This window comes from Erysipelothrix larvae, assembly GCF_001545095.1.
GTDB lineage: Bacteria > Bacillota_I > Bacilli_A > Erysipelotrichales > Erysipelotrichaceae > Erysipelothrix > Erysipelothrix larvae.
On record NZ_CP013213.1, the window covers coordinates 875,105 to 895,847 of the forward strand.

The window sequence follows — 20,743 nt, forward strand, 5'->3', positions numbered from 1 at the left end:
CTTCATGATAGCGTAAATTAATGCTATAATATGCAAAAAGGGAGTGATTATTTCATGCTTAGAGTGGAATTTTTAGGCCACAGTGGATTTGTTGTTGAAACGGACAAAGCAGTCTATGTTTTTGACTTCGTTTACGGGAACCTTCCATCACATTATTTAAAGAATGAATCAAAACCGGTGTTATTTTTAGTGTCGCATCATCACGAAGACCACTATTCAACATCGGTTTTTGCGTATCAAATGACGACAATTCTCTCATTTGATATCGATGTAGTACCCTATCGTGATGTCTTTAAGGTAAGACCAGGGGATAATATCAACTTAGGATTTGCGAAAATCTTTGTTTACCCAAGCACAGATGATGGTGTCAGTTATGTGATTCAAGAAGATAACCTAACATTTATGCACAGTGGTGATTTAAATGATTGGCATTGGAAAACAGATTCAGGTGTAAACGAAGCAAAAGAAGCAACACGCAGTTTCAGAGAAATTGTAGATCGTCTAGTTCAATATAAAGGCATGGATTTGATGATGTTTCCAGTCGATCCAAGACTTGGAAGAGATTTTGATCAAGGCGCGCGTTATATCATTGAAAAACTTGAACCTAAAATCTTCATTCCGATGCATTATAGGGGGCAAATTGAACGGCTCACGCCATTTATAGAATGGACACAAACAGTGCCTTCTGTGCATTTTGAAATTCCACGACATGACAATAAGTACTTCAACTTTGAAATTTAAAGCAATTATATTCGACTTAGATGGGACCCTTGTAGATTCTTTGTTTGATTTGGGGTCAAGCATGAATAAGGTTCTTTTACGTCATAACTATCCAATCCATGCAATGGATCGGTATCGACACTTTGTTGGCAACGGAATGCGTAAACTCGTGGAACGCGCATTACCCAACACTTTTGAACATGATATAGAATTCTATTTAGACGAACTCTTGACAATTTATGCTGATAACTGTTTAATGAAGACACAGACATACACTGGAATCGAAGCATTGTTACAACAACTAAAGGATGCATCGATTCAAATGGCAATCATAACAAATAAGAAACATGAGCTTACAGATAAAATCATAGAGGATCTGTTAAGTGATTTCACTTTTGAAGCAGTGATGGGAGATTTAAATGATGGCAAACGCAAACCGGATCCATATCACACACTTGCTGTGATGGAAACGATGGGTGTAAGACCATCTGAAGTACTCTTTGTGGGGGATTCAAATGTTGACATTGAGACAGCACAGAATGCAGGTGTAGAATCATGTGGTGTATTATGGGGATTTCGCACAAAAACAGAACTCATTGACGCAGGTGCTACCTATGTCGTTGAGAAACCATCAGAAATCTTCGAAATAATTCACTGAAAACACATACATGGTGGCTACCTAAATTGAGCCAAATATGTTAAACTTGGAGGGTAAGGGGTATTTTTTTATGGATGATAAACGACTCATATATATATGCGGGCATCAATTTCCGGATACAGATTCAGTTGTATCAGCAATTGCTTATGCTCACTTAAAGCAAAGAAAAGGGATTAATGCAGTTGCATGCCGACTAGGGCCAATTAATGCAGAGACAGCATTTGTTCTTGAACGTTTTGGAATACGCAAGCCAATCTTATTGAAAGATGCACGTGCAACCTTAGAGGAAATAGAAATGGATGACGTCGTTTCAGTACGCATTCATACTACAATTAAAGAAGCCATGGAATTGATGTCTGAAACTGGAACACGAACACTTGCGGTTGTAAATGAAAAAAATCAACTGTTGGGCGTTGTAACAAACTCCAATCTTGCTTATGTAGCGATTGGAGATACTGCACATACAATCAAAATGCTACAACAAACTCCAGTTGAAAATATCGCGAAGTCTATTGAAGGAAAAATTGTTTACGCGCCTTTAGATTTTAAATTTAATGGTAAAGTAAGTATTGTTGCGATCGCATCAACTAAGCTCCAAAATTATGAATTAAGTGGTAGACTCGTTGTCATCGGAAATGACACGGATTCACAAATAGAAGCAATCAATCGAGGGGCAGCTTGTATCGTAACGGTATGGACAAAAGAAATTGCACCGGAAGTAATTGAAATGGCAAAAGAACATAATTGTGCCATTATCATGTCAGAGCATGGTTCTTTGAACACATCACGATACATCTTCTTTGCACCAAGTGTCGATAAGGTTATGTCAAGTGACCCAATTTACTTTAACAAAAGCGAATTTATCGATGATGCAGCCGATCGTATGTTGAAAACACGATACCGTTCCTATCCAGTTGTAGATGATCAAAATCGAATTTATGGTTTTGTATCTCGGTTTCACGTACTCAACAGTAAGAATAAGCGCGTGATTCTAGTTGACCACAATGAGTATTCTCAAAGTGTAGTAGGAATCGAAGAAGCTGAAGTACTTGAAGTGATTGATCACCATCGAATTGGTGATGTCAGCACCGCAAAACCAATCTATTTCAGAAATGAAATTATAGGCTCAACAGCTTCAATCGTTGCGAAAATGTATGAAGAAGCAGGGGAGCAAATTCCAAAAGATATCGCTGGTTTACTCCTTGCAGCAATGATTTCTGATACATTGAATCTCAAATCGCCAACAACAACACCGCAGGATCTCAAAATCGCGGAGAAACTTTGTCAAATATCTGAAATCAATCGCGATGATTTTGCCCGTGAGATGTTTGAAATAACATCCTCTATTGGTAATAAATCATACGAAGAAATCATTAATCAAGATATTAAAAGTTTCAACCTATCAGGACACAATGTCGTGATAGGACAAGTCGTAGTTTATGAGTTTGATGAAGTCAACAATATCTTGGATGAATTCACCGATGCAATGGATCAATATGTAAAGGTAAACAAAATTGACCTGCTTACCATTGTATTCACAAGTATTGTTGATAATGGATCAATTATCCTGGCTGCAGGTGAAATGAAAAAAGCAGTTCATGATGCATTTCCAAATCGTGAGGGTGAACGATATTCGTTCTTCTCTGATGTTGTGTCACGTAAAAATCAAATTGTTCCTAAATTATCTTATGCATTATCCCAATATAAAACATCAAAATGAGATGCTTTCCAAACTGGCTCTAAACCAAAGAACATAAATTAGCCAAAAACGAAAATATTTTCTATGCTTAAAGAGGTACTATCACGAATAAGTGGTAGTACCTTTTTATCGATAAGCTAGAAGTTTATAATTCTCTGTGTTTTGGGTAAACAAAAAATTAAATTTTTGGTCAAATTACTTATTGATGGTATTTATTTAAATCTGTAAATCTTAGTAAAGAGCGTTAAGGTCGTTTACATAACTGGGAACTTCATAGTTTTCTGCAGTTCTGTGAATCTTTGACGCCTTCTTTCACTTCTGCTGAAGGGTTGTAATAAAATGCCTGAGTTTGACTAATACGTCCTTTAAGTTCTTCTAGTTTTTATACACCGGTTTTTTTTACGCTCTTGGTATAAATATCAATTACTTTTTAAGAATATAAATAAAATGTATCTTAATATGAACCAAACCCTAAATCTGTTAGAATAATTTCTAGCTAAGTAACACAAGTAAAATTTCTTTCTTGTAGAAGAAAAAAATATCATCAAATATGATAATAAACGGTGATTTTTCACAAAATAAGCCATCTAAAGAACGAACTTTGTTAAAAATAATAAAATATGTACATAATCCGGTTATATTAATTGAAAGAAACGTGAAAACTCCCTATAATTTGGTTACAATCTTCATAGAAATGAACGAAAGCGAGAAAAACTGATGAAAAAAGGGTTCACTTTAATCGAAGTTGTAGTTGCTTTAGCTCTATTGATTATTGTAGTTGCGGTCGTGAGTACAGCATTTGCTTTAACTGGTAGAGTTAACGCTGCAGCTAATCAAAAAATAACAGCCCAACAGGTTGCGGTGAACGCAACAGAAGAGCTGAGATATTTAGCAATCAATGAAAGCACTGATAAAGACAGTTTGTTAGTAAGTTTATCAGAAACTGATTTGTTTGGAACTTACAATGTTTTATCGGCGGTCTGAAATAACTTGGGGATAATTCAGAAAATGATATAAAATAACTTGGGGAGTAAGTTACCCCAAACAAGTTTGTTAAAGACCAAAGGGAAGCGTAGTCGCACATGACTATAGCTTCCCTCTTTTTGTTATAGTATATCAATAATGAGTCATTTCTTAAGAGAGTCCTTTGTCATAGGTTGTTTTAATTATTGGGTTAATTCGATATGTTGCGTCTTCATTAAGCACATACAACACACGATTCCTAAACCGCTCCCAATTACGATAGCCACTTGCATTGTTTTTTATTTGCTTGATTATGCGATTTCGATTCTCAATCAACGCACTGTTTATGTGTGTTATGGAAACTTCATAATGGGTTTCTCCTGTTTTCTTATTTGTGACCTTTGTGCATTTTTCTACTTTATTGAAAGTTGCGACAATTTCATTTTTCCACTTTCCTAAAGTTCGGCTAAAATCAACGATTGATGCAACTCTACTCTGAGCCATCACTCTGATGAGTGTGTTCAGATTCTCGTGTGCATTCTCAGCTTTTGATTCATTGAAGAATTGATCGAGTAAGAACTTCATGTTATATGCATCTTCAAGGCCATTGCTCGTTTGAAGAATTAGGTCTATTATGTCGTAAAGGTTTAGAAACTTTCCCAATTTCTTATTGCGTTGTTTCGGTACATTTGGATCAAATATATTGTATTTCTTATCTTTAACTGTGGTTGTTGCTTTGGGGTTTTTATAGAGTAACCAGTTGAACTTTTTAAGCAGATAGTATTGCTGGTCACGCTTATAATATTCTTGTCTTTTGACTTTATCTTCTGTTTGCTTCCAGTTCTTAGGAGGTTTTAGTTTCTTCATAGTGTCTACCCTAATAGAGTCGATACGTTTCATTAAATCACTATAAACATGAAAACGATCAACACTGATAAACGCGTTTGGAAGGAATTGTTTTGCGACGACTCTATAGCTATACCACATGTCGATTCCAATACCTAAGACTCCTTTGCGTTCTTCAAGGGGGATTTGGCTAAAATACGCGACTAAGTCTTGTTTCTTACGGGACGGTAATATATCTACGATATTCTTTGTCATTGCATCAATAAGAACGCATACATAATCACTGCGATCACTGTGGTACGCATAACATTCATCAATAAGCAGATAAGCGGGTAGTTTTTGTCTGGAGACAGAAACGTGGGAATCGAAAATAGATGATACTGTAGTGGGAGATAACCGATATCTATTGGCAACTGTGGTAAACGTTTCATGTGGCGATTTAAGATCATTCAGGACATTATATACGGTCAGCTGAGTAATCTTCATATTTCGATACGCAAATGGATTGTGTTCAAAAAAGCATTTATTACACGTTGTGCATTTATAACGTCGTGCACGGTAACGAATGTAACAGGGTATATGTGTTACCAGTGAGTGGAGAAGCTTCTTTTCAGAATAATCTTTGATTGTGGATGTTTTGCTTTCACAAATTGGGCATGTTTGTTCCTCTACCTGAAGCGTAATGTACACATTCAATGCGTCACTTTGACCTTTGATATCAATCTTCTGGACTTGATGGTGTTCTAAGTTAAATAATTCAAGAATTTTTTCGTTACTTAAAAGAGTGGCATTAGCGTTCATAGAAACCCTGCCTCTCTTTGACTATTTTGATAAGGTTTCATTATGTATCTTGCTCCTAAATATAAAAATGATTGTCTGTTATTTAAATAACCATCTTCATTATATTCAATCTGAGGAGTTAAAACTATTTTTCTCATGTTGGTGAAGTAATGGCGGAATGATAGATATTCCGTTTTGTGGATAATATGAAGTAATTCAATCGTTCCAAATAACTTAAATGTCTCACCGATTCATAATCGTTAAAACGTATTTTTATCCGAATATATGTTGATTCATCAATATCAGTTAAAAGCGTGCTATCAAGTTCATGGGTTAATATTATTTCAATTGTGGGTACAGACAGTTGAAAATAGGGAAGTAAGTTACTTGGTATTATTGCATGAGTTCTCTTACATTGATTACAAAAGAAACGTGCGATTTCTACGACAATGGTTAATCGCCCAGTAATTATGGTTTTCGGATAGTATCCATAACGAATCAGTGTATCTGTTTTTGAACAGCACGGACAAGGTATTGTTTTTGGATTAATTGAATTGAGAAATTTGTAATATTCCTTTTGAGAAAACTGTTTATTATTGAATGTGTTTGAGAAAACTGTTATCATATTCTTACTCCTTTATAGGAGGTATTGGATTGGTAGAAACTTAGGTCTGGAAACTTGGGGTTTCTACCATTTTATTAACCTCGTTAAACTAATAATACAAAAAAAATCACTTTAATACAGCACTTAATTGTGCATAAAGTAAAGTGATTTTTTATTCTGCTGGTCTAAGATAATCAGTTTACAACAGAAATCCCCAAACTTCTTTAAAGACAGAGGCTAGAGCAAGATTACCTCACCCCAAGAAATAGTGTTGCGAGTGAAAACCCCAAGTAAAGTTTAATATCCGTTTTATCCAGTGACATCTATGAATTTAACCTGGTTGATTATTCAATTGTTTTAAATTTCTCACGCGGTAATAAACTCGTTAAGTTATCCGTAACGCTTTCGAATGGGGAATCATTCGAGACAATGGAGTGGTTAGAATATGCAGGATCGTAAAGGATTTACTTTAATTGAATTAATCATTGCAATGCTTATTTCTGGAATTGTCCTCACGATTCTGACAACCTTTGTAATTTATGTTCTGAACATTCAAAGGAATCAAGAGAACTTTCTAATTGCACAAGATGCAGTTCGAGTTGCTGGACTAAAAATAGAAAAAGACATTCGCACATCGTCACAATCAATCAAGGTAAGTACAGAATCAAATTGCACAACGATTAGTGAAAATGATTTTGATGTGCCTATAATCTACTGTTTATCACAAAACACACTAACAAGAAACGGTGATTTTGTTACGAACAATATTGAAACATTTACTATTACGCAAAGATTATCAGATGCAATTGATATTTATATTAAAGGAGTATATGAAGGGAGAGCTATTGAATATGACCAGAAAATCTATCTCAGAACTGCTTCATAGTAAGAAAGGATCAACCTTGATTACAGTTGTGATATTGTTCTTATTCTTCATGATAATCGTGAGTACAAGTGCAATTGCAGCTCAAAGCAATATAAAACGTGCTGTGACAACGAATCAGTATGAATCTGCTTACTATGTTGCGGAAACAGGATTGAGCGAATACACCGATAAAATCACAGACTTCATCAACACGTCAACCAAAGATTATAGTGGAAATTTCGCCCAACTCGTTACAGATTTCCTTGTGTCAAACAGTGCAAGTCCTGATGGCGTGATTACAAGTGATTATGGTCAAGTGATGGACAAACCTGCTATTGCTAAGATTCATTTAGTTTTGGATCAAGTGGCAGATACAAGTGCAACGTTTACACTGACGTCTCAGGGTACTTTAAACAATAGTGAACGAACTGTTTCAAAATCATTTGTTTTCACTCAATCTTCATCTGGAGAATATGAATACGATGGCTTTAATTCAAATGGACTCATCACAATCGATTTGACAGCTACTTCAAATACAGCTATGGGAGTTCCGGCAAATGGAACAACCCTTACTGGTCCTGTAATTACAAATAAGCCCATCGATTTCACGAGTGAAATCATTATTAATTCAGCTGTTGTCACCAACAACAATATCACCATACCAAATGGGATTACTTTACGTGGTGTACTTATTACATCGGGGAAAATTGAGATAAATACTAAAAGTGGAAATGCTTCATTACACACAGTTGTATTAAAAAAAGGTGGATCCATTTATGTTAATTTAGGTTACGTAAATGCGCTTAATACCATCGATTATGTATTAGTGCCAGAAGAATATAAAAATTCACTTTCATCGGTAATCACTTACAAAACGGACTCAGATACTAACAACGCATTTAATGCTGCAGCATATGAAAAGATTAAAAGCAAGGTCATTTTTTATAAACAACTCAACTTTAACCCTTGGGATATGAGTTTCTATTCGGACAGCAGTATTTATCCCAAATCAAACATTAATCCAGTCAGTATTTTTGGAGAAAAACCAACATCAAGTAATAATGCTTTAGACTATGGTATCTATTTCCAGTCTGATTTTGTTTTAGACAATATGGATAAACCAGATATCGTGGATGATTACGTTCCTACTGTTGTGATGCCACAGTTTCCAGAAACAACAAGCGCTAATGCATACAATCAAACTGGAAAGGCGATTACAGTTTCACCTCCAGGGAATGAGGGAACACGGTTTGAAATAGTCAGTGCAAATAACGAGTTTCGCTATTATAGCGAAATCGCGTATCAAACAAATTATCGAACACTCGATTTATCACAAGGTTCTCAAAAGGTCTACTCATTTGAATCATTTAAAGTGGAAGTTCCTACAGAGGGAGTCAATGACAAAACATTAACGATTAACGTAGGTGATAAAGATGTATCTTTAGTCGTCAAATCGTTCAATATTGTAAATGCATCACTCAAAGTTGTTGGAACCGGTTCACTATCGGTATATGTGACAGGTAACAATGGTGTGACTAAACCAACAGATTTAACACTATCAATATTTCAACTCGGCTTATATAACACCGAAGGTGGCGAAAATCAAAATGACCCCACTAAGTTCAAAGTTTTCGTCAAAAGTGTTTATAACACAGATGGTTCGCTTTATAACTTGTCTTTAGGTAATAATCAAAGGTTTGATTTGTATGCTTCTGTTTATTCACAAAACTTAAATGTCACCTTTGACTCACCATTCAAAGGAGCATTTGTATCAATTGATGGTACAAGTATAAACAAGAGTGGCTCAGGGAATGATATAAACAGTCCCTTAATCTTTGCACCAAAAGCCATCTTCGAAAATCGTGGACTTACCACTGGATTTATTGTTGTGAAAAACTTCAAGTTTGGCGATTGGGGTGACTTATCCTTCAATCAACAGTTCGACAAAAATACACTTGAAGACATTTTAGGGCCAGTTATTGCAGGTTCAACAAATGGTAGCGGTGGGAATGGATCGGGAACAACCAATCCAGGAACAAATCAAAAAATTCTAACATGGGGTTCTTCAAAAGAATTAGGAGGTGACTAAAGATGCCAAGTTATAAAGTCACGATGATTACACCAAATGGTGAAACGATAACGGATGTTTTACCAGTAGACAACGTCAATCAATTATTAAGTCTTGTAAAGCAACGCGGGAATTATTGTGCAGACTATGAACTGGTAGAATCTTTCTCGAAAAATCATTTCAGACTAAAACTCAGCGCTTTAGTTGTATTCTGTTATCAAATGAGTGCCATGCTAAATGCAGGTGTTCCGCTAATTGAAGCTTTAAAAATGATTCAATCAAAAACTAGAAAGCCTAAAGAACGTAATATCTACAGTAATCTCTATGAAGAAGTTCAAAAAGGAAACGCGCTGTCTGTTGCGATGCTAAGACAAGAAGGGGTCTTTGATCCCTTACTCATTAGTATGATTCAATCAGGCGAACAAAGTGGCTCCCTAGGCGAAATCTTAGAAACCATGTCGCGTCAATATGATCGCGATAAACGAGTAAAAAGCAAACTAAGAAGTGCGAGTATTTATCCGGTGGTTCTCTTAGTTGTGTCAATAGCAGTTGTGGTAATACTTGTAGTATTTGTCTTGCCAGGCATCACATCATCTTTCCCAGAATCTGCGATGCCAGCATTAACACGCGTATTATTAGGGATATCACACTTCATGATTAACCGTTGGTATGTTGTATTGATGATTGTTTTAGCACTGGGTGGTGGGACTTATCTAATGATTCGAAATAAAGAAACACGCTTAAAAATAGATCAATCAATCTTGAGAATCCCAATTGCAGGTGAGCTTATGAAAACGATTTACTCAGCACGGGTTGCACGCTCATTTGCATCTTTATATAAGCATGGTATTCCTGCACTCAAAATGATTGATTTAACAAGTCGTGTCATTGGAAATACCTATTTAGAAAAGCAATTTGAACAAGTTTATGTAGAAGTTAGTCGTGGTGAGCTGATTTCAAATTCAATCGAAGCAATTCAAGAGTTTGATTCAATGTTACCTACGATGATTCGTGTCGGTGAAGAAACCGGAGACCTTGAAGGCATTTTGTCTAAGATAGCGAACTACTTTGATGAAGAGTCTGAAGCCGCAATGACACGTCTTGTAGGACTGGTAGAACCAATGATGATTATCATTTTAGGCATTATGGTCGCAATTATCGTAATCGCAATCATGCAACCAATCTTTACCATGTATCAATATGTTCAGTAAGTGGAGAAAATTATGAAATATGTAATTGAAATAAGAGATCAGTCTATTCTGGTTTTAGCAGGAAAACATGCTAAGAAAAAAATAAACCTTGCAACCGACTTTCGAATTGATTTTGATACACCGATCATAGAAGATGGGAAACTATTAAATCATTATGACATCATTAAACAAATTAAAGAAGCAATTAAAGCACATCATCTTGTGATCACAAAAGTACGCGTGATAATGAATAACAAATCAATCCTTACGCGTGACCTAACGATTCCAAAAGTTGAAGCGAAACAAAAATCAACACTGATAAAAAATGAAATGATTACACTGCTTAATCTTAACAGTGATTATGTTGTGGACTATCGTGATTTGTCAGATGTCAGAACAAAGGATGGAAAACAACGTGTCCTTGCCTGTGCATTGAGTGGTGAAACAATCGATTCAATTGAACAATTCTTTAAAATGTTAAAAATTAAAATCGACTCAATCGATGCCTCCGTCTCAACAATGATTCACTTTATCCAAACCTTCGAACTTGTAAACAAGAATCTATCGTCACTGGTCATCGACATTAACGATTCTTATGTGCGTAATTATCTCTTTATGAATGGAGAGTTATTACTCTTTAGAACTTTCTTTATCCAAGAAGATGCAAATATCGAACTTGTTACAAATCGCATCTACCAAATCATCGATAACATTAAACAACAGCATGAAGGTGAAGCGAAACAAGCAATCTCTGAAATTGTCTTGCTTGGAAATCGAAACCGATATCCTATCGTCACAGCACGTTATAATGATGATCCGAATATGAACGTAAAATGCACAAATATCACAGACTATGTTAAAACATCCACTAAAAACTTCATGGGTTATGGAAATGGGTTAGGAGGGCTTCTATGAAAAAGCACATTAACTTATATGATGCCTATTTAGAAGGTCAAAAAGGCCGGCGGTCACGTTCTAAAAACTTAAAATATGTGGTGGTATTGTTGGCTCTAGGACTAATTATTGGTGGTTATGGTACAAAGCTTACATTGGATAGAACATCCCTTCAAAACGAAATTCAGAAACTCTCATCCTATGTCACAAACACTTCAAATCAAGACGTTGTGAAAAAGGCTGAAGCAATCCAAACCGATATCAGTACCATGACACAGCTCAGTGATGCTTTGGATAATATTGTTTCCGTATTTGATGAGAAACAATCCATCAGTGGCGCTATGATCAAGCAAATCACACAAGCTTTACCAAATGGTGTCACACTAAAATCCATCGGCTTTCATGGTGCTGCAATTTCATTGACCATTGCTTCAACAACCAACAATGGTCCATCCGAATTTGTTGATAAGATTTTGAAACTTGATTTTGTTGAGACAGTTGATTACAAAGGCTACACATCATCAGGAAATGTCTTCTCAAGTAACTTCTTAGTGGTACTAAAGGGGGATTATTAAGATGAGTAAATTATCAAAACGCGAAGTATTATTGTTGTTTATGTTGGGGTTCGTATTGATTATTGGTGTGGGTGTTCCACTATGGATCGTTCCACTTCAAGAGGAAATTAATACACTTTCCCTTGAAAAATCGACACTGGATCAAGAAAAGATGCGCATTGAATCCTTAATCAATCAAGAAGACGCGTTGAGTGAACGAAAACTTGAGTCAATCAAAGAAACCGATGACCTTCTCTCAAAGATATCAGTTCGTGTAAAACCGAGTGAATTTGATCAGTTTCTCAATGACACCTTATCCACTGCAGGCTTCACCATTCAATCCATCAGTTATGGTGAGATTGCACCAACGGTTCCTCAAGTCATTTCAGCCGATGAATCAACCGTTGAGTATTCGTTGAAAACCCTCTTTGATCAATATAAGAATGTGAAATCAGAAGGGGGAACATCTGAAACGATTGCTGATGAACTTTTAAAACAAACCATCACGATTACAATGAATGGAAGTGAAGCCAACCTTCCACAACTCATTGACACGGTCAATGAAATGGGAAACACCTATTTTATTTCTTCAATTGCCTATACAAAAGGTGATGCAACAAGCACAATCACCTTAAATTTAGATATTTATTTTATTGATTAATTGCTAACGAATAAAAAGCGACAGGTACATGCTCACAAGTTCAGTACCAATCAAATATGCGCAAAAGATTCCAAAGCATAAATAAGGACCAAAGGGTATTTCAGATTTCAACCCTTTAGACTTTAAAGCTAAAGCAAAAATACCATATAATCCACCGATTATCACACCAATGAAGAAGGCAACCACAATGTTTGTTGCACCAAGCAAAAAACCACTGGAGGCCATAAGCTTGATGTCACCACCACCCATTCCCTTTGTTATTAGGGCAATGATAAGAAGTGGAACACTGACGATCACGGTTCCAACCAGTGAGGATATCAAGTTACCTTCTAAAAAGAACAATTGAATAAGTCCCAAAAGGAAAATCAGCACATGAAAACGATCATTGATAATCATTGTATCGATATCTATGAATGTGATGATGATGAGGATTGACGCAAGGGCACATGCAAGTGCAGTCTGTAGAGTTAATCCAAATCGCATAAAGCTTAATAGAAAGGTGAGTGAGGTAAGAACCTCAAGCAACGGATAGCGCCAAGATAACTTTGTCTTGCAGTATCGACAGCGCCCTTTCTGAATCAAAAAACTAAAAATTGGAACTAAGTCAAGTGCTCCCAGTTCATGATGACAGTTGTCACATTCTGACCTTCCAGTCGCTATATTTCGCTTTGCTGGAAGTCGATCAATCACAACGCCATAAAAGGAACCAAGCACGAGACCAAGAATTCCAATAAAAACCATATAAATTTCATTCATAGTATCACCAGAGACATTATACCAAAAGAAAGGTGGGTTCGGATGAAAAATTTAAAACTTGGAGAATTATTAGTAAATGACCATCTCATCACACAAGAACAACTTGATGATGCCTTGGAAATTCAACGTGAAGTCCATAAGAAATTAGGTCAAATATTTATAGAAATGCAATTGATAAGTGAAAATGAGTTGCTAACAGTACTTGCTGACAAACTCGGATTTCATTATTCAGAGCAACCACTCTCACTTGTAGAGAATGGTATACAAGATGTCGTTTCCAGTGAATTTGTTAGAGCCAATAAAATTTTGCCATTATATATCAAAAATGGAACGCTCTACGCTGCGACCAATGATCCCCTTGATTTCGCAACATTTGAAGACTTAAGCATGATAACTGGACTTGACACCCGTCCAATTGTTTCACCCCTTAGCAAGATTGAACAAGGCATTGGGGTTGTCTATTCGTTTACCGATGAGAATATTTCTGAAGCAGATAAACTAAGCATTCAAGAAGAACAACTGATGCAGCGCGTTGATTCAGCACCGGTTGTTAAACTGGTGAACCAAATCATCTCGAATGCTCAATCACTCAATGCATCAGATATACACATTGAACCGGAAGAAGATGTAACGAAAATTCGATACCGCATCGATGGCATTCTCAGTGACCAAATGACATTGAAAAAAGAATTGCATGACTTAATTACTACGCGTATCAAGATCATATCAGGCATGAATATTGCAGAAAAACGATCACCACAAGATGGTGCGTTCAGGATTCAAACCGATTTTCTTAGAATCGATATTCGTGCAAGTTCAATTCCTACCCCCAAAGGTGAAAAGATTGTGCTTCGACTTCTTGGTTCCGATCGTAACGTTCAATATGAATTATCCAAAATTGACATATCCGACACAATTAAGGATAAACTACGAAAAATATCTCAAGTTCCAAATGGAATCTTATTACTAACAGGACCTACAGGAAGTGGTAAAACAACAACCTTGTACTCGCTCCTTCATGAAATCGCAACACGAGAACGCAGTGTAGTGACAATCGAAGATCCTGTTGAAAAACAATTTGATGGCATCACTCAAGTACAAGTTAACCCACGTGCTGGGCTAACCTTTGCTACAGGACTACGCTCTATTATGAGGCAAGACCCGGATGTCATCATGGTCGGAGAAATTAGAGATACAGAAACCGCAACAATTGCCATTCGTGCCGCAATCACAGGGCACTTTGTATTGTCGACATTGCACACAAATGACGCAATTGCATCAATCGCAAGACTTGTTGATATGGGCGTTGAGCCGTTTATGGTTGCATCTTCAGTAAAAGCAGTTCTCGCACAACGTTTGGTACGTAAAGTATGTCCACATTGTGCTACTAAAGAAGAAACATCCCCTGAAGACCGACGATTACTCGGAGATCCAAATCTAACACATACTATGAAAGGAGGTGGTTGCGAGCGATGCGACCACACAGGATACCTTGGACGGTCTGCTGTGTTTGAGATTGTATTTGTCGATGAAGTAATTCAAGACATGATAGCATCTGGCGCAAAAGCTCAGGAAATAAGAGAGTACGCTAAAACGCAAGACAGCCAATTCTTACAAGATGATATTCTTCGTTTAGTAAGAGAAGGCAAAACGACTGTACAAGAAGCACGGCGAATCTTGTTCAGTATCGATTAAGGGATAGCCGTAATTTATATTAACTAAGAAAGAGGAGAAATATTATGAAATTAGTTAAAAACAACAAAAACAAAAAAGGATTTACATTAATAGAATTAATCGTAGTTATCGCGATTATTGCAATCTTAGCACTCATCTTAATCCCAACCATCTCAGGATACATCGCACGTGCAGAACATGCACGTGATGAAGCAAATGCTCGTAACCTCTATACTGCTGCAATTTTAGTTGCTGAAACAGAAAACGTTGACCTTAATGCAACAGATGCTGGTGCTAATGTGTATGGAAAGGCTAAGGCTTATATTACAGTTCCTGCTGACGTAACAGCATCGGTTACTGTTACCAATGGCGAAATTACAAGTGTAACCTACAATGATGTTACATTTAATGGAAGCGAATTTACAACTCCAACAGAGTAACATTCTCACTTTACTTTTAGGGTGACGATTATTACATACAATCACAAGTCTTTGGGTTAAAATCCAAAGGCTTTTTGTCATTAGGTGGGAATATGAATGAAATGTGATAAATAGTGTTATATCGCTGATAAGGCTTGGTTATTTTACATTTTCGTGTATAATATTAAGTGGAAAACGAAGGAGAGAATTTACATATGGCAAATTGTTTAGTTGCTCAATCTGGTGGACCTACTTCTGTAATCAATGCAACGGTTGCAGGTGTTGTTAAGGCAAACCAATTGAACCCTATTTATGATACAGTTTACGGTGGTTTACACGGTATTGAAGGTATTCTACAAGAAATGTTTGTAGATCTAACACACATGAGTGAGGACGAAAATAAAGTACTTCGTCAAACACCATCAAGTGCATTAGGATCATGCCGTTATAAATTAAAACGTGAAAACGTGAAAGACTTCGAAAGACTCTTTGAAGTTATGGAAAAATACGACATTGAAACATTATTCTACACAGGTGGAAATGACTCAATGGATACAGTATACGCTTTAAGCGAATATGCTCAAAAGAATGGAATCACAAACCGTCGTTTTGTTGGTTGTCCTAAGACTGTCGACAATGACTTAATGGTTACTGATCACTGTCCAGGTTTCGCAAGTGCTGCGAAATTCATCGCAACAACTGCTGCACAAACATGGTTAGATAGCACAGTGTACACACGTCAAGATGTATTTATTCTTGAAACAATGGGTCGCGATGCTGGATGGCTTGCTGCTAGTGCTTGTGTTTCTGGAAATGTTGATGTTCTTGTATTGCCTGAAATCGCATTTGATAAAGAAGCATTCTTAGCAACTGTTAAAAAACACATCGATGAAAAGAACAAGTGCTACATTGTAGTATCAGAAGGTGTTCGTTATGCTGATGGTACTTACTTAGCTGCTGGCGAAAGCAAAAATGACCTCTTTGGTCACGCTGTTTTAGGTGGCGCAGGTTCTGCACTTCGTGAAATGATTTTAGAAGCTGGAATTTCTGAGCGTGCAAAAGTACAAGACTTAGCAAATGCTCAACGTTCACACGCTGTTGGACAATCACTTGTTGATGTTGAAGAATCATTCAAACTTGGTATGTCAGCACATATGCGTTCTGCTGATAAATCATTCTCAGGTAAAATGGTTGGTGTTAAACGTGTTGAAGGTGACAAGTATGATGTTGAGTTCTTTGCAACTGATGCATCAAATGTCGCAAACCATGTTAAAAACTTCCCAACTGAATGGGCACTTCCTGATTTTGCAGGGATTTCTCAAGAAGCAATCGACTACATTGCACCATTATTAGTGGGCGAACCAGTTGTGCTTTATGACGAACGTGGATTACCACGTCACGTAGTTCCTTACTACATGCGTTAATTAAAGGCTCCTCATCTGAGGAGTCTTTTTATTTGCTCTATTTTTTTTATTAAAAGCAGAAAATAATTTATTGAATTAAGCACCAGGTTCTGGTGCTTTTTTATGAACATTGTCTATTTTTATGCTATAATGGTGGTACGAAGTGGTATAAAGTGGAAGAAAGTGGTGAATTCAGATGTTCATGGGTGAATACCAACATAATTTGGATAAGAAAAATCGAATTATTGTTCCTGCGAAATTCCGTGAACAACTTGGAGATATTATGATCGTTACACGTTGGCTCGATGGGTGCCTTGCAATCTATACCCAAGACCAATGGAAATCAGTATATGAAAAGATATCACAACTACCATCCACAAAACGTGAAGCACGACGATTCGTTCACATGATTATGGCAAAAGCTGCAGAATGTGAAGTTGATGCACAAGGACGTATTTGTATACCAGCACCACTCGTGAAAGAAGCAAGTCTAGAAAAAGCCTGTGTTGTCGTTGGTGTAAGTGACCATGTTGAAATATGGGATCAAACGCGTTGGGATGAATATTATGCTAACGCAAGTGAAGATTTTGAAGAGATAGCGGAAACGCTCACGGATTTCTTCTAATGAAGCATTACTCAGTGCTCCTTAATGAATCAATCGAAGCTTTGGATATTAAACCAGAGGGCATTTATGTCGATGGTACATTAGGCAGAGCAGGACACAGTACAAAAATTCTAGAGAAACTTACAACCGGAACACTTATTGCTTTTGATAAAGATACAGATGCACTTGAAGAATCAAAAAAATTACTGGGTGTAAAGCCCATCCTCATTCATGACAGTTTCGCTACAATTGGTGAACACCTTGATGAATTAGGCATTGATAAAGTCGATGGATTTCTCTTTGATTTAGGTGTATCATCCCCACAGTTTGATGATGCCGATCGAGGCTTTAGTTATCGTTTTGATGCAAAGCTTGATATGCGAATGGATCAAACACAAACATTGAGTGCATATGAAGTAGTCAATGAATATAACGAAGATAAACTTGTAGATATTTTAAAAACATATGCAGATGAACGTTATGCGAAAGGGATTGTGAAAGCAATTCTAAAACATAGACCGATAGAAACTACCTTTGAATTAGTCAGTTGTGTTAAGGAAGCCTACCCTTCATCCCAACTAAAAAAAGGACATCCAGCGAAGAAAACATTTCAAGCAATCCGTATGGAAGTCAATAATGAGTTGAAAGATATCGAAAATGCACTCCAGGATGCAATTAAGTACACCAAGGTGGGTGGAAGAATTGCGGTAATCACATTCCATAGCATTGAAGATCGACTCGTAAAACAAAGATTCAATGAAGTGGCAACACCACCAAAAGTAAATCCAAGAATTCCACAAATTGAGGTGAGTCAACCTAAGTTTAAGTGGATTAGTAAACAAATAAAGCCAAGTTTGAAAGAGCTTGATGAAAATAATCGCTCACACAGTGCAATACTGAGAGTCATAGAAAGGACTGAATACGATGGCTAAAATAGTAAAAGTAAGAAAAAAGAGAACCTTAAGATTAGGAAGTGTTGCGGCACTTACTTTATTTCTTGCGTTAGCATTTTCATTTATTACCGTCATTTTTGTTCGGTCTGAAAATCAAAGAATGCTAAGAGAAATCGACAGTATCAATAATAAAATCGCTGAAGTAACAGCACAAAATCAAGACGTTGCACGACAAGTAAATGAATTGTCAAGTTATGCTAGGGTAGTTCAAATGGCTCAAGAAGGAGGGCTTGAATTCAATCACAACAATCGACTCTATGTTAAGGGTAATTAGTGATGAAAAGACGTGCTAATATTCGAATTTTATTATCATTTTTAGTTGTAACAATTGTGTTTGCACTCGTTAGTGCAAACGTTTTTGTTGTCTCAATCCTTGGATGGCATATTAACTCTTCCACAAGCATTCGTGATAAAGTAGAAGGCATGTATGTTGTTGAGGAGGACATCATTGCGAAACGGGGGAACATTATTGATCGTAATGGGAATATCCTCGCTCAAGATGTGACAGCCTATACGTTGTATGCAAACATTGATCCGGATCGATTCAGTGCAAATGGTGATGCTGCCCATGTCGTTGATAAAGAAGCAGCTGCAACAATCATTGCTTCAGTCATTGATTCTGAATACAATGATGTGCTGGCAATTTTAAATTCCGAAGGATCAAAAGAAGTTCAATTTGGAACAAAAGGTAAATACTTATCATTATCACAAAAGCAAAAACTCGAGGCTTCAGACATTTCTGGTCTAGGGTTCTATGAGATTGTTCAAAGAAGCTATCTTTCCGATACGCTTGCTACAACCCTAATTGGACGCTCAATTTTCGATGAGGAAAGTGGCGAACAAAATGGTATTATGGGTATCGAAAGCTATTACAATGACATCCTAACAGGTGTTAATGGCTCTGTTGTATTTCGTCAAGACAGTGATAATTATCGATTTGAAACGTTTGAGAATTTATCGAGAGATGCCATCAATGGAATGGATGTCGTCTTAACAATCGATCGTGGGATTCAAGAAGAACTTGAGATTGCGCTTCAAACCCTGCTTACTTCGGATCTTGTCCATGCTTCAGAAGCATGGGGAGCGGTTATGAATATCAAGACGGGTGAAATTCTTGCATTTGCAGATCGTCCAGCTTTTGATGCAACCGATCCAGAAACAACTTATCTTAATCGTGGGACTCAATATCAATATGAGCCTGGATCAACGATGAAGACCTTTACAATCGCTTCTGCGATAGATAATGGTGCAGTTACACCAACATCAACCTTCGATTCAAGTCCATTCTATATCGGGCTTGATGCCAATGGAAAAGCAATCCGTGTCACGAGTGGACAAAAAAACATTGGTGTTGTTAATAATGCGGATTATGAACAATATGGGACAATTACACATTACCTCGGGTATCAAAAATCATCCAATGTTGGGATTGCTGATATTCTTGTCAATCATTTAAATCCAGAAGAATTGAAAAACGATTTACTTGAACTGGGATTCTTTGACAATGTCACATCAGATCGAATTCCGGATGAAACAGGGTATTTGGTATGGGATGGACCACGTGAAAAAATCAACAATGGATTTGGCCAAGGATCAACTGTTACCATGCTCCAAATTCTTCAAGGTTATTCGGCAATTTTTGGCGATGGAACTGTAGTTAAACCATATTTTGTGAAGCAAATAATTGATACCGCAAATAATACAATCGAATATGAAGCTCAAAAGCAAACACTGAATAAAGTTTATAAAGAGTCAACGGTACAAACAGTTCGTGACTTGATGTATGAAAATGTTGAATCAGTAGATTTAACCCGTTTTAAAATGGATGAAGTGAGTGTTATGGCAAAATCAGGGACAGCACAACTTGTAATTGATGGTGCTTATAGTCGTTCACAATATATATTCTCAGCTGCATTAGGATTCCCTTATGAAGACCCTGAATATATGATGTATTTTGCATATCAAACCGGAAATCATGCAACACGTAACTCTGCAAACATCATGAAAAATGTGGTGCGTAAAGTAGTTTCAACCTATCCAATTTCTTCAGGAGAAACGGATTATGTTCCTGAAGGTGAGTCCTTTACAATGACAAATCTCATTAACCTTCCTGTAACGCTTGCTAAAGATAGACTTGCAGAAAACAAGATTACACCGATTATTTTTGGCGATGGATCAACAGTCATTAATCAATATCCTAAGGATGGACAAAGTTACATGGGAAGTGATAAAGTATTACTGTTCACATCGACCAGCAATATTATTATGCCTGATATGACAGGGTGGACAATGAAAGAAGTCCGTGCCTTTAGTGATACAGTTTCCTTAACGCTTAAAGCATCAGGAAGTGGTTATGTGAAGTCGCAATCAATACCTCAAGGCACTGTTGTTGAGACCGGTGGTGTCCTTGAAATAACGTTAGAATAGGGGTT

Annotated in this window: 20 protein-coding genes; 17 read left to right on the forward strand and 3 right to left on the reverse strand. The window is 36.8% G+C overall.

Annotation, left to right across the window (positions count from 1 at the left end; all coding sequences use genetic code 11):
- Positions 1-54 precede the first annotated feature (54 nt).
- The 4 genes from AOC36_RS03975 to AOC36_RS03990 all read left to right on the forward strand — a co-directional run bounded on the left by AOC36_RS03975 (position 55) and on the right by AOC36_RS03990 (position 4,061).
- Positions 55-741 carry an MBL fold metallo-hydrolase gene (locus tag AOC36_RS03975; protein ID WP_067631653.1) on the forward strand — a complete coding sequence of 229 codons (687 nt, stop codon included), beginning with the start codon at positions 55-57 and terminating at the stop codon, positions 739-741.
- Positions 710-1,378: an HAD family hydrolase gene (locus AOC36_RS03980; protein ID WP_067631654.1), complete on the forward strand. Its 669-nt coding sequence runs from the start codon at positions 710-712 to the stop codon at positions 1,376-1,378. The genes AOC36_RS03975 and AOC36_RS03980 overlap by 32 nt, the downstream gene beginning before the upstream one ends.
- Before the next feature lie 70 nt (positions 1,379-1,448).
- Positions 1,449-3,098, forward strand: coding sequence for a putative manganese-dependent inorganic diphosphatase (locus AOC36_RS03985; protein ID WP_067631656.1), 1,650 nt, complete (start codon positions 1,449-1,451; stop codon positions 3,096-3,098).
- Positions 3,099-3,794: 696 nt separating this feature from the next.
- Positions 3,795-4,061 carry a type IV pilus modification PilV family protein gene (locus AOC36_RS03990; protein ID WP_067631658.1) on the forward strand — a complete coding sequence of 89 codons (267 nt, stop codon included), beginning with the start codon at positions 3,795-3,797 and terminating at the stop codon, positions 4,059-4,061.
- Positions 4,062-4,211: 150 nt separating this feature from the next.
- On the opposite strand, the gene AOC36_RS03995 is transcribed toward AOC36_RS03990, so the two are convergent.
- Together AOC36_RS03995 and AOC36_RS04000 are read right to left on the reverse strand one after the other, a co-directional pair.
- Positions 4,212-5,687 (reverse strand): ISL3 family transposase, encoded by a 1,476-nt coding sequence (locus AOC36_RS03995; protein ID WP_067629964.1) that lies wholly within the window; start codon positions 5,685-5,687, stop codon positions 4,212-4,214.
- A gap of 133 nt (positions 5,688-5,820) precedes the next feature.
- Positions 5,821-6,291: a DUF6431 domain-containing protein gene (locus AOC36_RS04000; protein ID WP_067629969.1), complete on the reverse strand. Its 471-nt coding sequence runs from the start codon at positions 6,289-6,291 to the stop codon at positions 5,821-5,823.
- A gap of 424 nt (positions 6,292-6,715) precedes the next feature.
- Here AOC36_RS04000 and AOC36_RS04005 point away from each other — a divergent pair, with 424 nt between their 5' ends.
- Genes AOC36_RS04005 through AOC36_RS04030 form a run of 6 tightly spaced genes read left to right on the forward strand, consistent with a single transcriptional unit; the run spans position 6,716 to position 12,502 of the window.
- Positions 6,716-7,156, forward strand: coding sequence for a PulJ/GspJ family protein (locus AOC36_RS04005; protein WP_067631660.1), 441 nt, complete (start codon positions 6,716-6,718; stop codon positions 7,154-7,156).
- Complete coding sequence (locus AOC36_RS04010) at positions 7,122-9,224, forward strand: hypothetical protein (RefSeq protein ID WP_067631662.1); 2,103 nt, start codon at positions 7,122-7,124, stop codon at positions 9,222-9,224. Before AOC36_RS04005 ends, AOC36_RS04010 begins: the two co-directional genes overlap by 35 nt.
- Positions 9,225-9,226: 2 nt before the next feature.
- Entirely contained in the window at positions 9,227-10,414 is a 1,188-nt protein-coding gene (locus AOC36_RS04015; RefSeq protein ID WP_067631664.1) for a type II secretion system F family protein, read from the forward strand.
- A gap of 12 nt (positions 10,415-10,426) precedes the next feature.
- A complete protein-coding gene (locus tag AOC36_RS04020) occupies positions 10,427-11,308 on the forward strand; it encodes a type IV pilus biogenesis protein PilM (protein ID WP_067631666.1) in 882 nt (293 codons plus the stop codon).
- The gene (locus AOC36_RS04025) at positions 11,305-11,862 is read left to right on the forward strand and encodes a hypothetical protein (RefSeq protein ID WP_067631668.1); all 558 of its coding nucleotides are present in this window, start codon (positions 11,305-11,307) and stop codon (positions 11,860-11,862) included. Before AOC36_RS04020 ends, AOC36_RS04025 begins: the two co-directional genes overlap by 4 nt.
- 1 nt (position 11,863) lies before the next feature.
- Entirely contained in the window at positions 11,864-12,502 is a 639-nt protein-coding gene (locus tag AOC36_RS04030) for a hypothetical protein (RefSeq protein ID WP_067631670.1), read from the forward strand.
- A gap of 3 nt (positions 12,503-12,505) precedes the next feature.
- Here the strand turns inward: AOC36_RS04030 and AOC36_RS04035 are convergent, their stop codons facing one another.
- Positions 12,506-13,258: a prepilin peptidase gene (locus AOC36_RS04035; RefSeq protein WP_067631672.1), complete on the reverse strand. Its 753-nt coding sequence runs from the start codon at positions 13,256-13,258 to the stop codon at positions 12,506-12,508.
- A 42-nt stretch (positions 13,259-13,300) separates the two neighbouring features.
- Between AOC36_RS04035 and AOC36_RS04040 the strand changes: the two genes are divergently transcribed.
- The 7 genes from AOC36_RS04040 to AOC36_RS04070 all read left to right on the forward strand — a co-directional run bounded on the left by AOC36_RS04040 (position 13,301) and on the right by AOC36_RS04070 (position 20,738).
- Complete coding sequence (locus AOC36_RS04040; RefSeq protein ID WP_067631674.1) at positions 13,301-14,953, forward strand: GspE/PulE family protein; 1,653 nt, start codon at positions 13,301-13,303, stop codon at positions 14,951-14,953.
- A 44-nt stretch (positions 14,954-14,997) separates the two neighbouring features.
- On the forward strand, positions 14,998-15,372 hold the full coding sequence (locus tag AOC36_RS12610) for a prepilin-type N-terminal cleavage/methylation domain-containing protein (RefSeq protein ID WP_067631676.1): 375 nt from the start codon (positions 14,998-15,000) through the stop codon (positions 15,370-15,372).
- 194 nt (positions 15,373-15,566) lie between these two features.
- Positions 15,567-16,775: a 6-phosphofructokinase gene (locus AOC36_RS04050; RefSeq protein WP_067631678.1), complete on the forward strand. Its 1,209-nt coding sequence runs from the start codon at positions 15,567-15,569 to the stop codon at positions 16,773-16,775.
- A gap of 181 nt (positions 16,776-16,956) precedes the next feature.
- The gene (mraZ, locus tag AOC36_RS04055) at positions 16,957-17,379 is read left to right on the forward strand and encodes a division/cell wall cluster transcriptional repressor MraZ (RefSeq protein ID WP_335338933.1); all 423 of its coding nucleotides are present in this window, start codon (positions 16,957-16,959) and stop codon (positions 17,377-17,379) included.
- Positions 17,379-18,290, forward strand: coding sequence for a 16S rRNA (cytosine(1402)-N(4))-methyltransferase RsmH (rsmH, locus tag AOC36_RS04060; RefSeq protein WP_067631682.1), 912 nt, complete (start codon positions 17,379-17,381; stop codon positions 18,288-18,290). Before mraZ ends, rsmH begins: the two co-directional genes overlap by 1 nt.
- Positions 18,283-18,585, forward strand: a complete 303-nt coding sequence (gene ftsL, locus AOC36_RS04065; RefSeq protein WP_067631684.1) for a cell division protein FtsL — start codon at positions 18,283-18,285, stop codon at positions 18,583-18,585. The genes rsmH and ftsL overlap by 8 nt, the downstream gene beginning before the upstream one ends.
- Before the next feature lie 2 nt (positions 18,586-18,587).
- A complete protein-coding gene (locus tag AOC36_RS04070; protein WP_067631685.1) occupies positions 18,588-20,738 on the forward strand; it encodes a penicillin-binding protein in 2,151 nt (716 codons plus the stop codon).
- Positions 20,739-20,743 lie beyond the last annotated feature (5 nt).

What these genes read in the sequence shown, in the direction of transcription:
- AOC36_RS03975 (WP_067631653.1), top strand. Translation starts at nt 55, where the DNA reads ATGCTTAGAGTGGAATTTTTAGGCCACAGTGGATTTGTTGTTGAAACG.
- AOC36_RS03980 (WP_067631654.1), top strand. Translation starts at nt 710, where the DNA reads ATGACAATAAGTACTTCAACTTTGAAATTTAAAGCAATTATATTCGAC.
- AOC36_RS03985 (WP_067631656.1), top strand. Translation starts at nt 1,449, where the DNA reads ATGGATGATAAACGACTCATATATATATGCGGGCATCAATTTCCGGAT.
- AOC36_RS03990 (WP_067631658.1), top strand. Translation starts at nt 3,795, where the DNA reads ATGAAAAAAGGGTTCACTTTAATCGAAGTTGTAGTTGCTTTAGCTCTA.
- AOC36_RS03995 (WP_067629964.1), bottom strand. Translation starts at nt 5,687, where the DNA reads ATGAACGCTAATGCCACTCTTTTAAGTAACGAAAAAATTCTTGAATTA.
- AOC36_RS04000 (WP_067629969.1), bottom strand. Translation starts at nt 6,291, where the DNA reads ATGATAACAGTTTTCTCAAACACATTCAATAATAAACAGTTTTCTCAA.
- AOC36_RS04005 (WP_067631660.1), top strand. Translation starts at nt 6,716, where the DNA reads ATGCAGGATCGTAAAGGATTTACTTTAATTGAATTAATCATTGCAATG.
- AOC36_RS04010 (WP_067631662.1), top strand. Translation starts at nt 7,122, where the DNA reads ATGACCAGAAAATCTATCTCAGAACTGCTTCATAGTAAGAAAGGATCA.
- AOC36_RS04015 (WP_067631664.1), top strand. Translation starts at nt 9,227, where the DNA reads ATGCCAAGTTATAAAGTCACGATGATTACACCAAATGGTGAAACGATA.
- AOC36_RS04020 (WP_067631666.1), top strand. Translation starts at nt 10,427, where the DNA reads ATGAAATATGTAATTGAAATAAGAGATCAGTCTATTCTGGTTTTAGCA.
- AOC36_RS04025 (WP_067631668.1), top strand. Translation starts at nt 11,305, where the DNA reads ATGAAAAAGCACATTAACTTATATGATGCCTATTTAGAAGGTCAAAAA.
- AOC36_RS04030 (WP_067631670.1), top strand. Translation starts at nt 11,864, where the DNA reads ATGAGTAAATTATCAAAACGCGAAGTATTATTGTTGTTTATGTTGGGG.
- AOC36_RS04035 (WP_067631672.1), bottom strand. Translation starts at nt 13,258, where the DNA reads ATGAATGAAATTTATATGGTTTTTATTGGAATTCTTGGTCTCGTGCTT.
- AOC36_RS04040 (WP_067631674.1), top strand. Translation starts at nt 13,301, where the DNA reads ATGAAAAATTTAAAACTTGGAGAATTATTAGTAAATGACCATCTCATC.
- AOC36_RS12610 (WP_067631676.1), top strand. Translation starts at nt 14,998, where the DNA reads ATGAAATTAGTTAAAAACAACAAAAACAAAAAAGGATTTACATTAATA.
- AOC36_RS04050 (WP_067631678.1), top strand. Translation starts at nt 15,567, where the DNA reads ATGGCAAATTGTTTAGTTGCTCAATCTGGTGGACCTACTTCTGTAATC.
- mraZ (WP_335338933.1), top strand. Translation starts at nt 16,957, where the DNA reads ATGGGTGAATACCAACATAATTTGGATAAGAAAAATCGAATTATTGTT.
- rsmH (WP_067631682.1), top strand. Translation starts at nt 17,379, where the DNA reads ATGAAGCATTACTCAGTGCTCCTTAATGAATCAATCGAAGCTTTGGAT.
- ftsL (WP_067631684.1), top strand. Translation starts at nt 18,283, where the DNA reads ATGGCTAAAATAGTAAAAGTAAGAAAAAAGAGAACCTTAAGATTAGGA.
- AOC36_RS04070 (WP_067631685.1), top strand. Translation starts at nt 18,588, where the DNA reads ATGAAAAGACGTGCTAATATTCGAATTTTATTATCATTTTTAGTTGTA.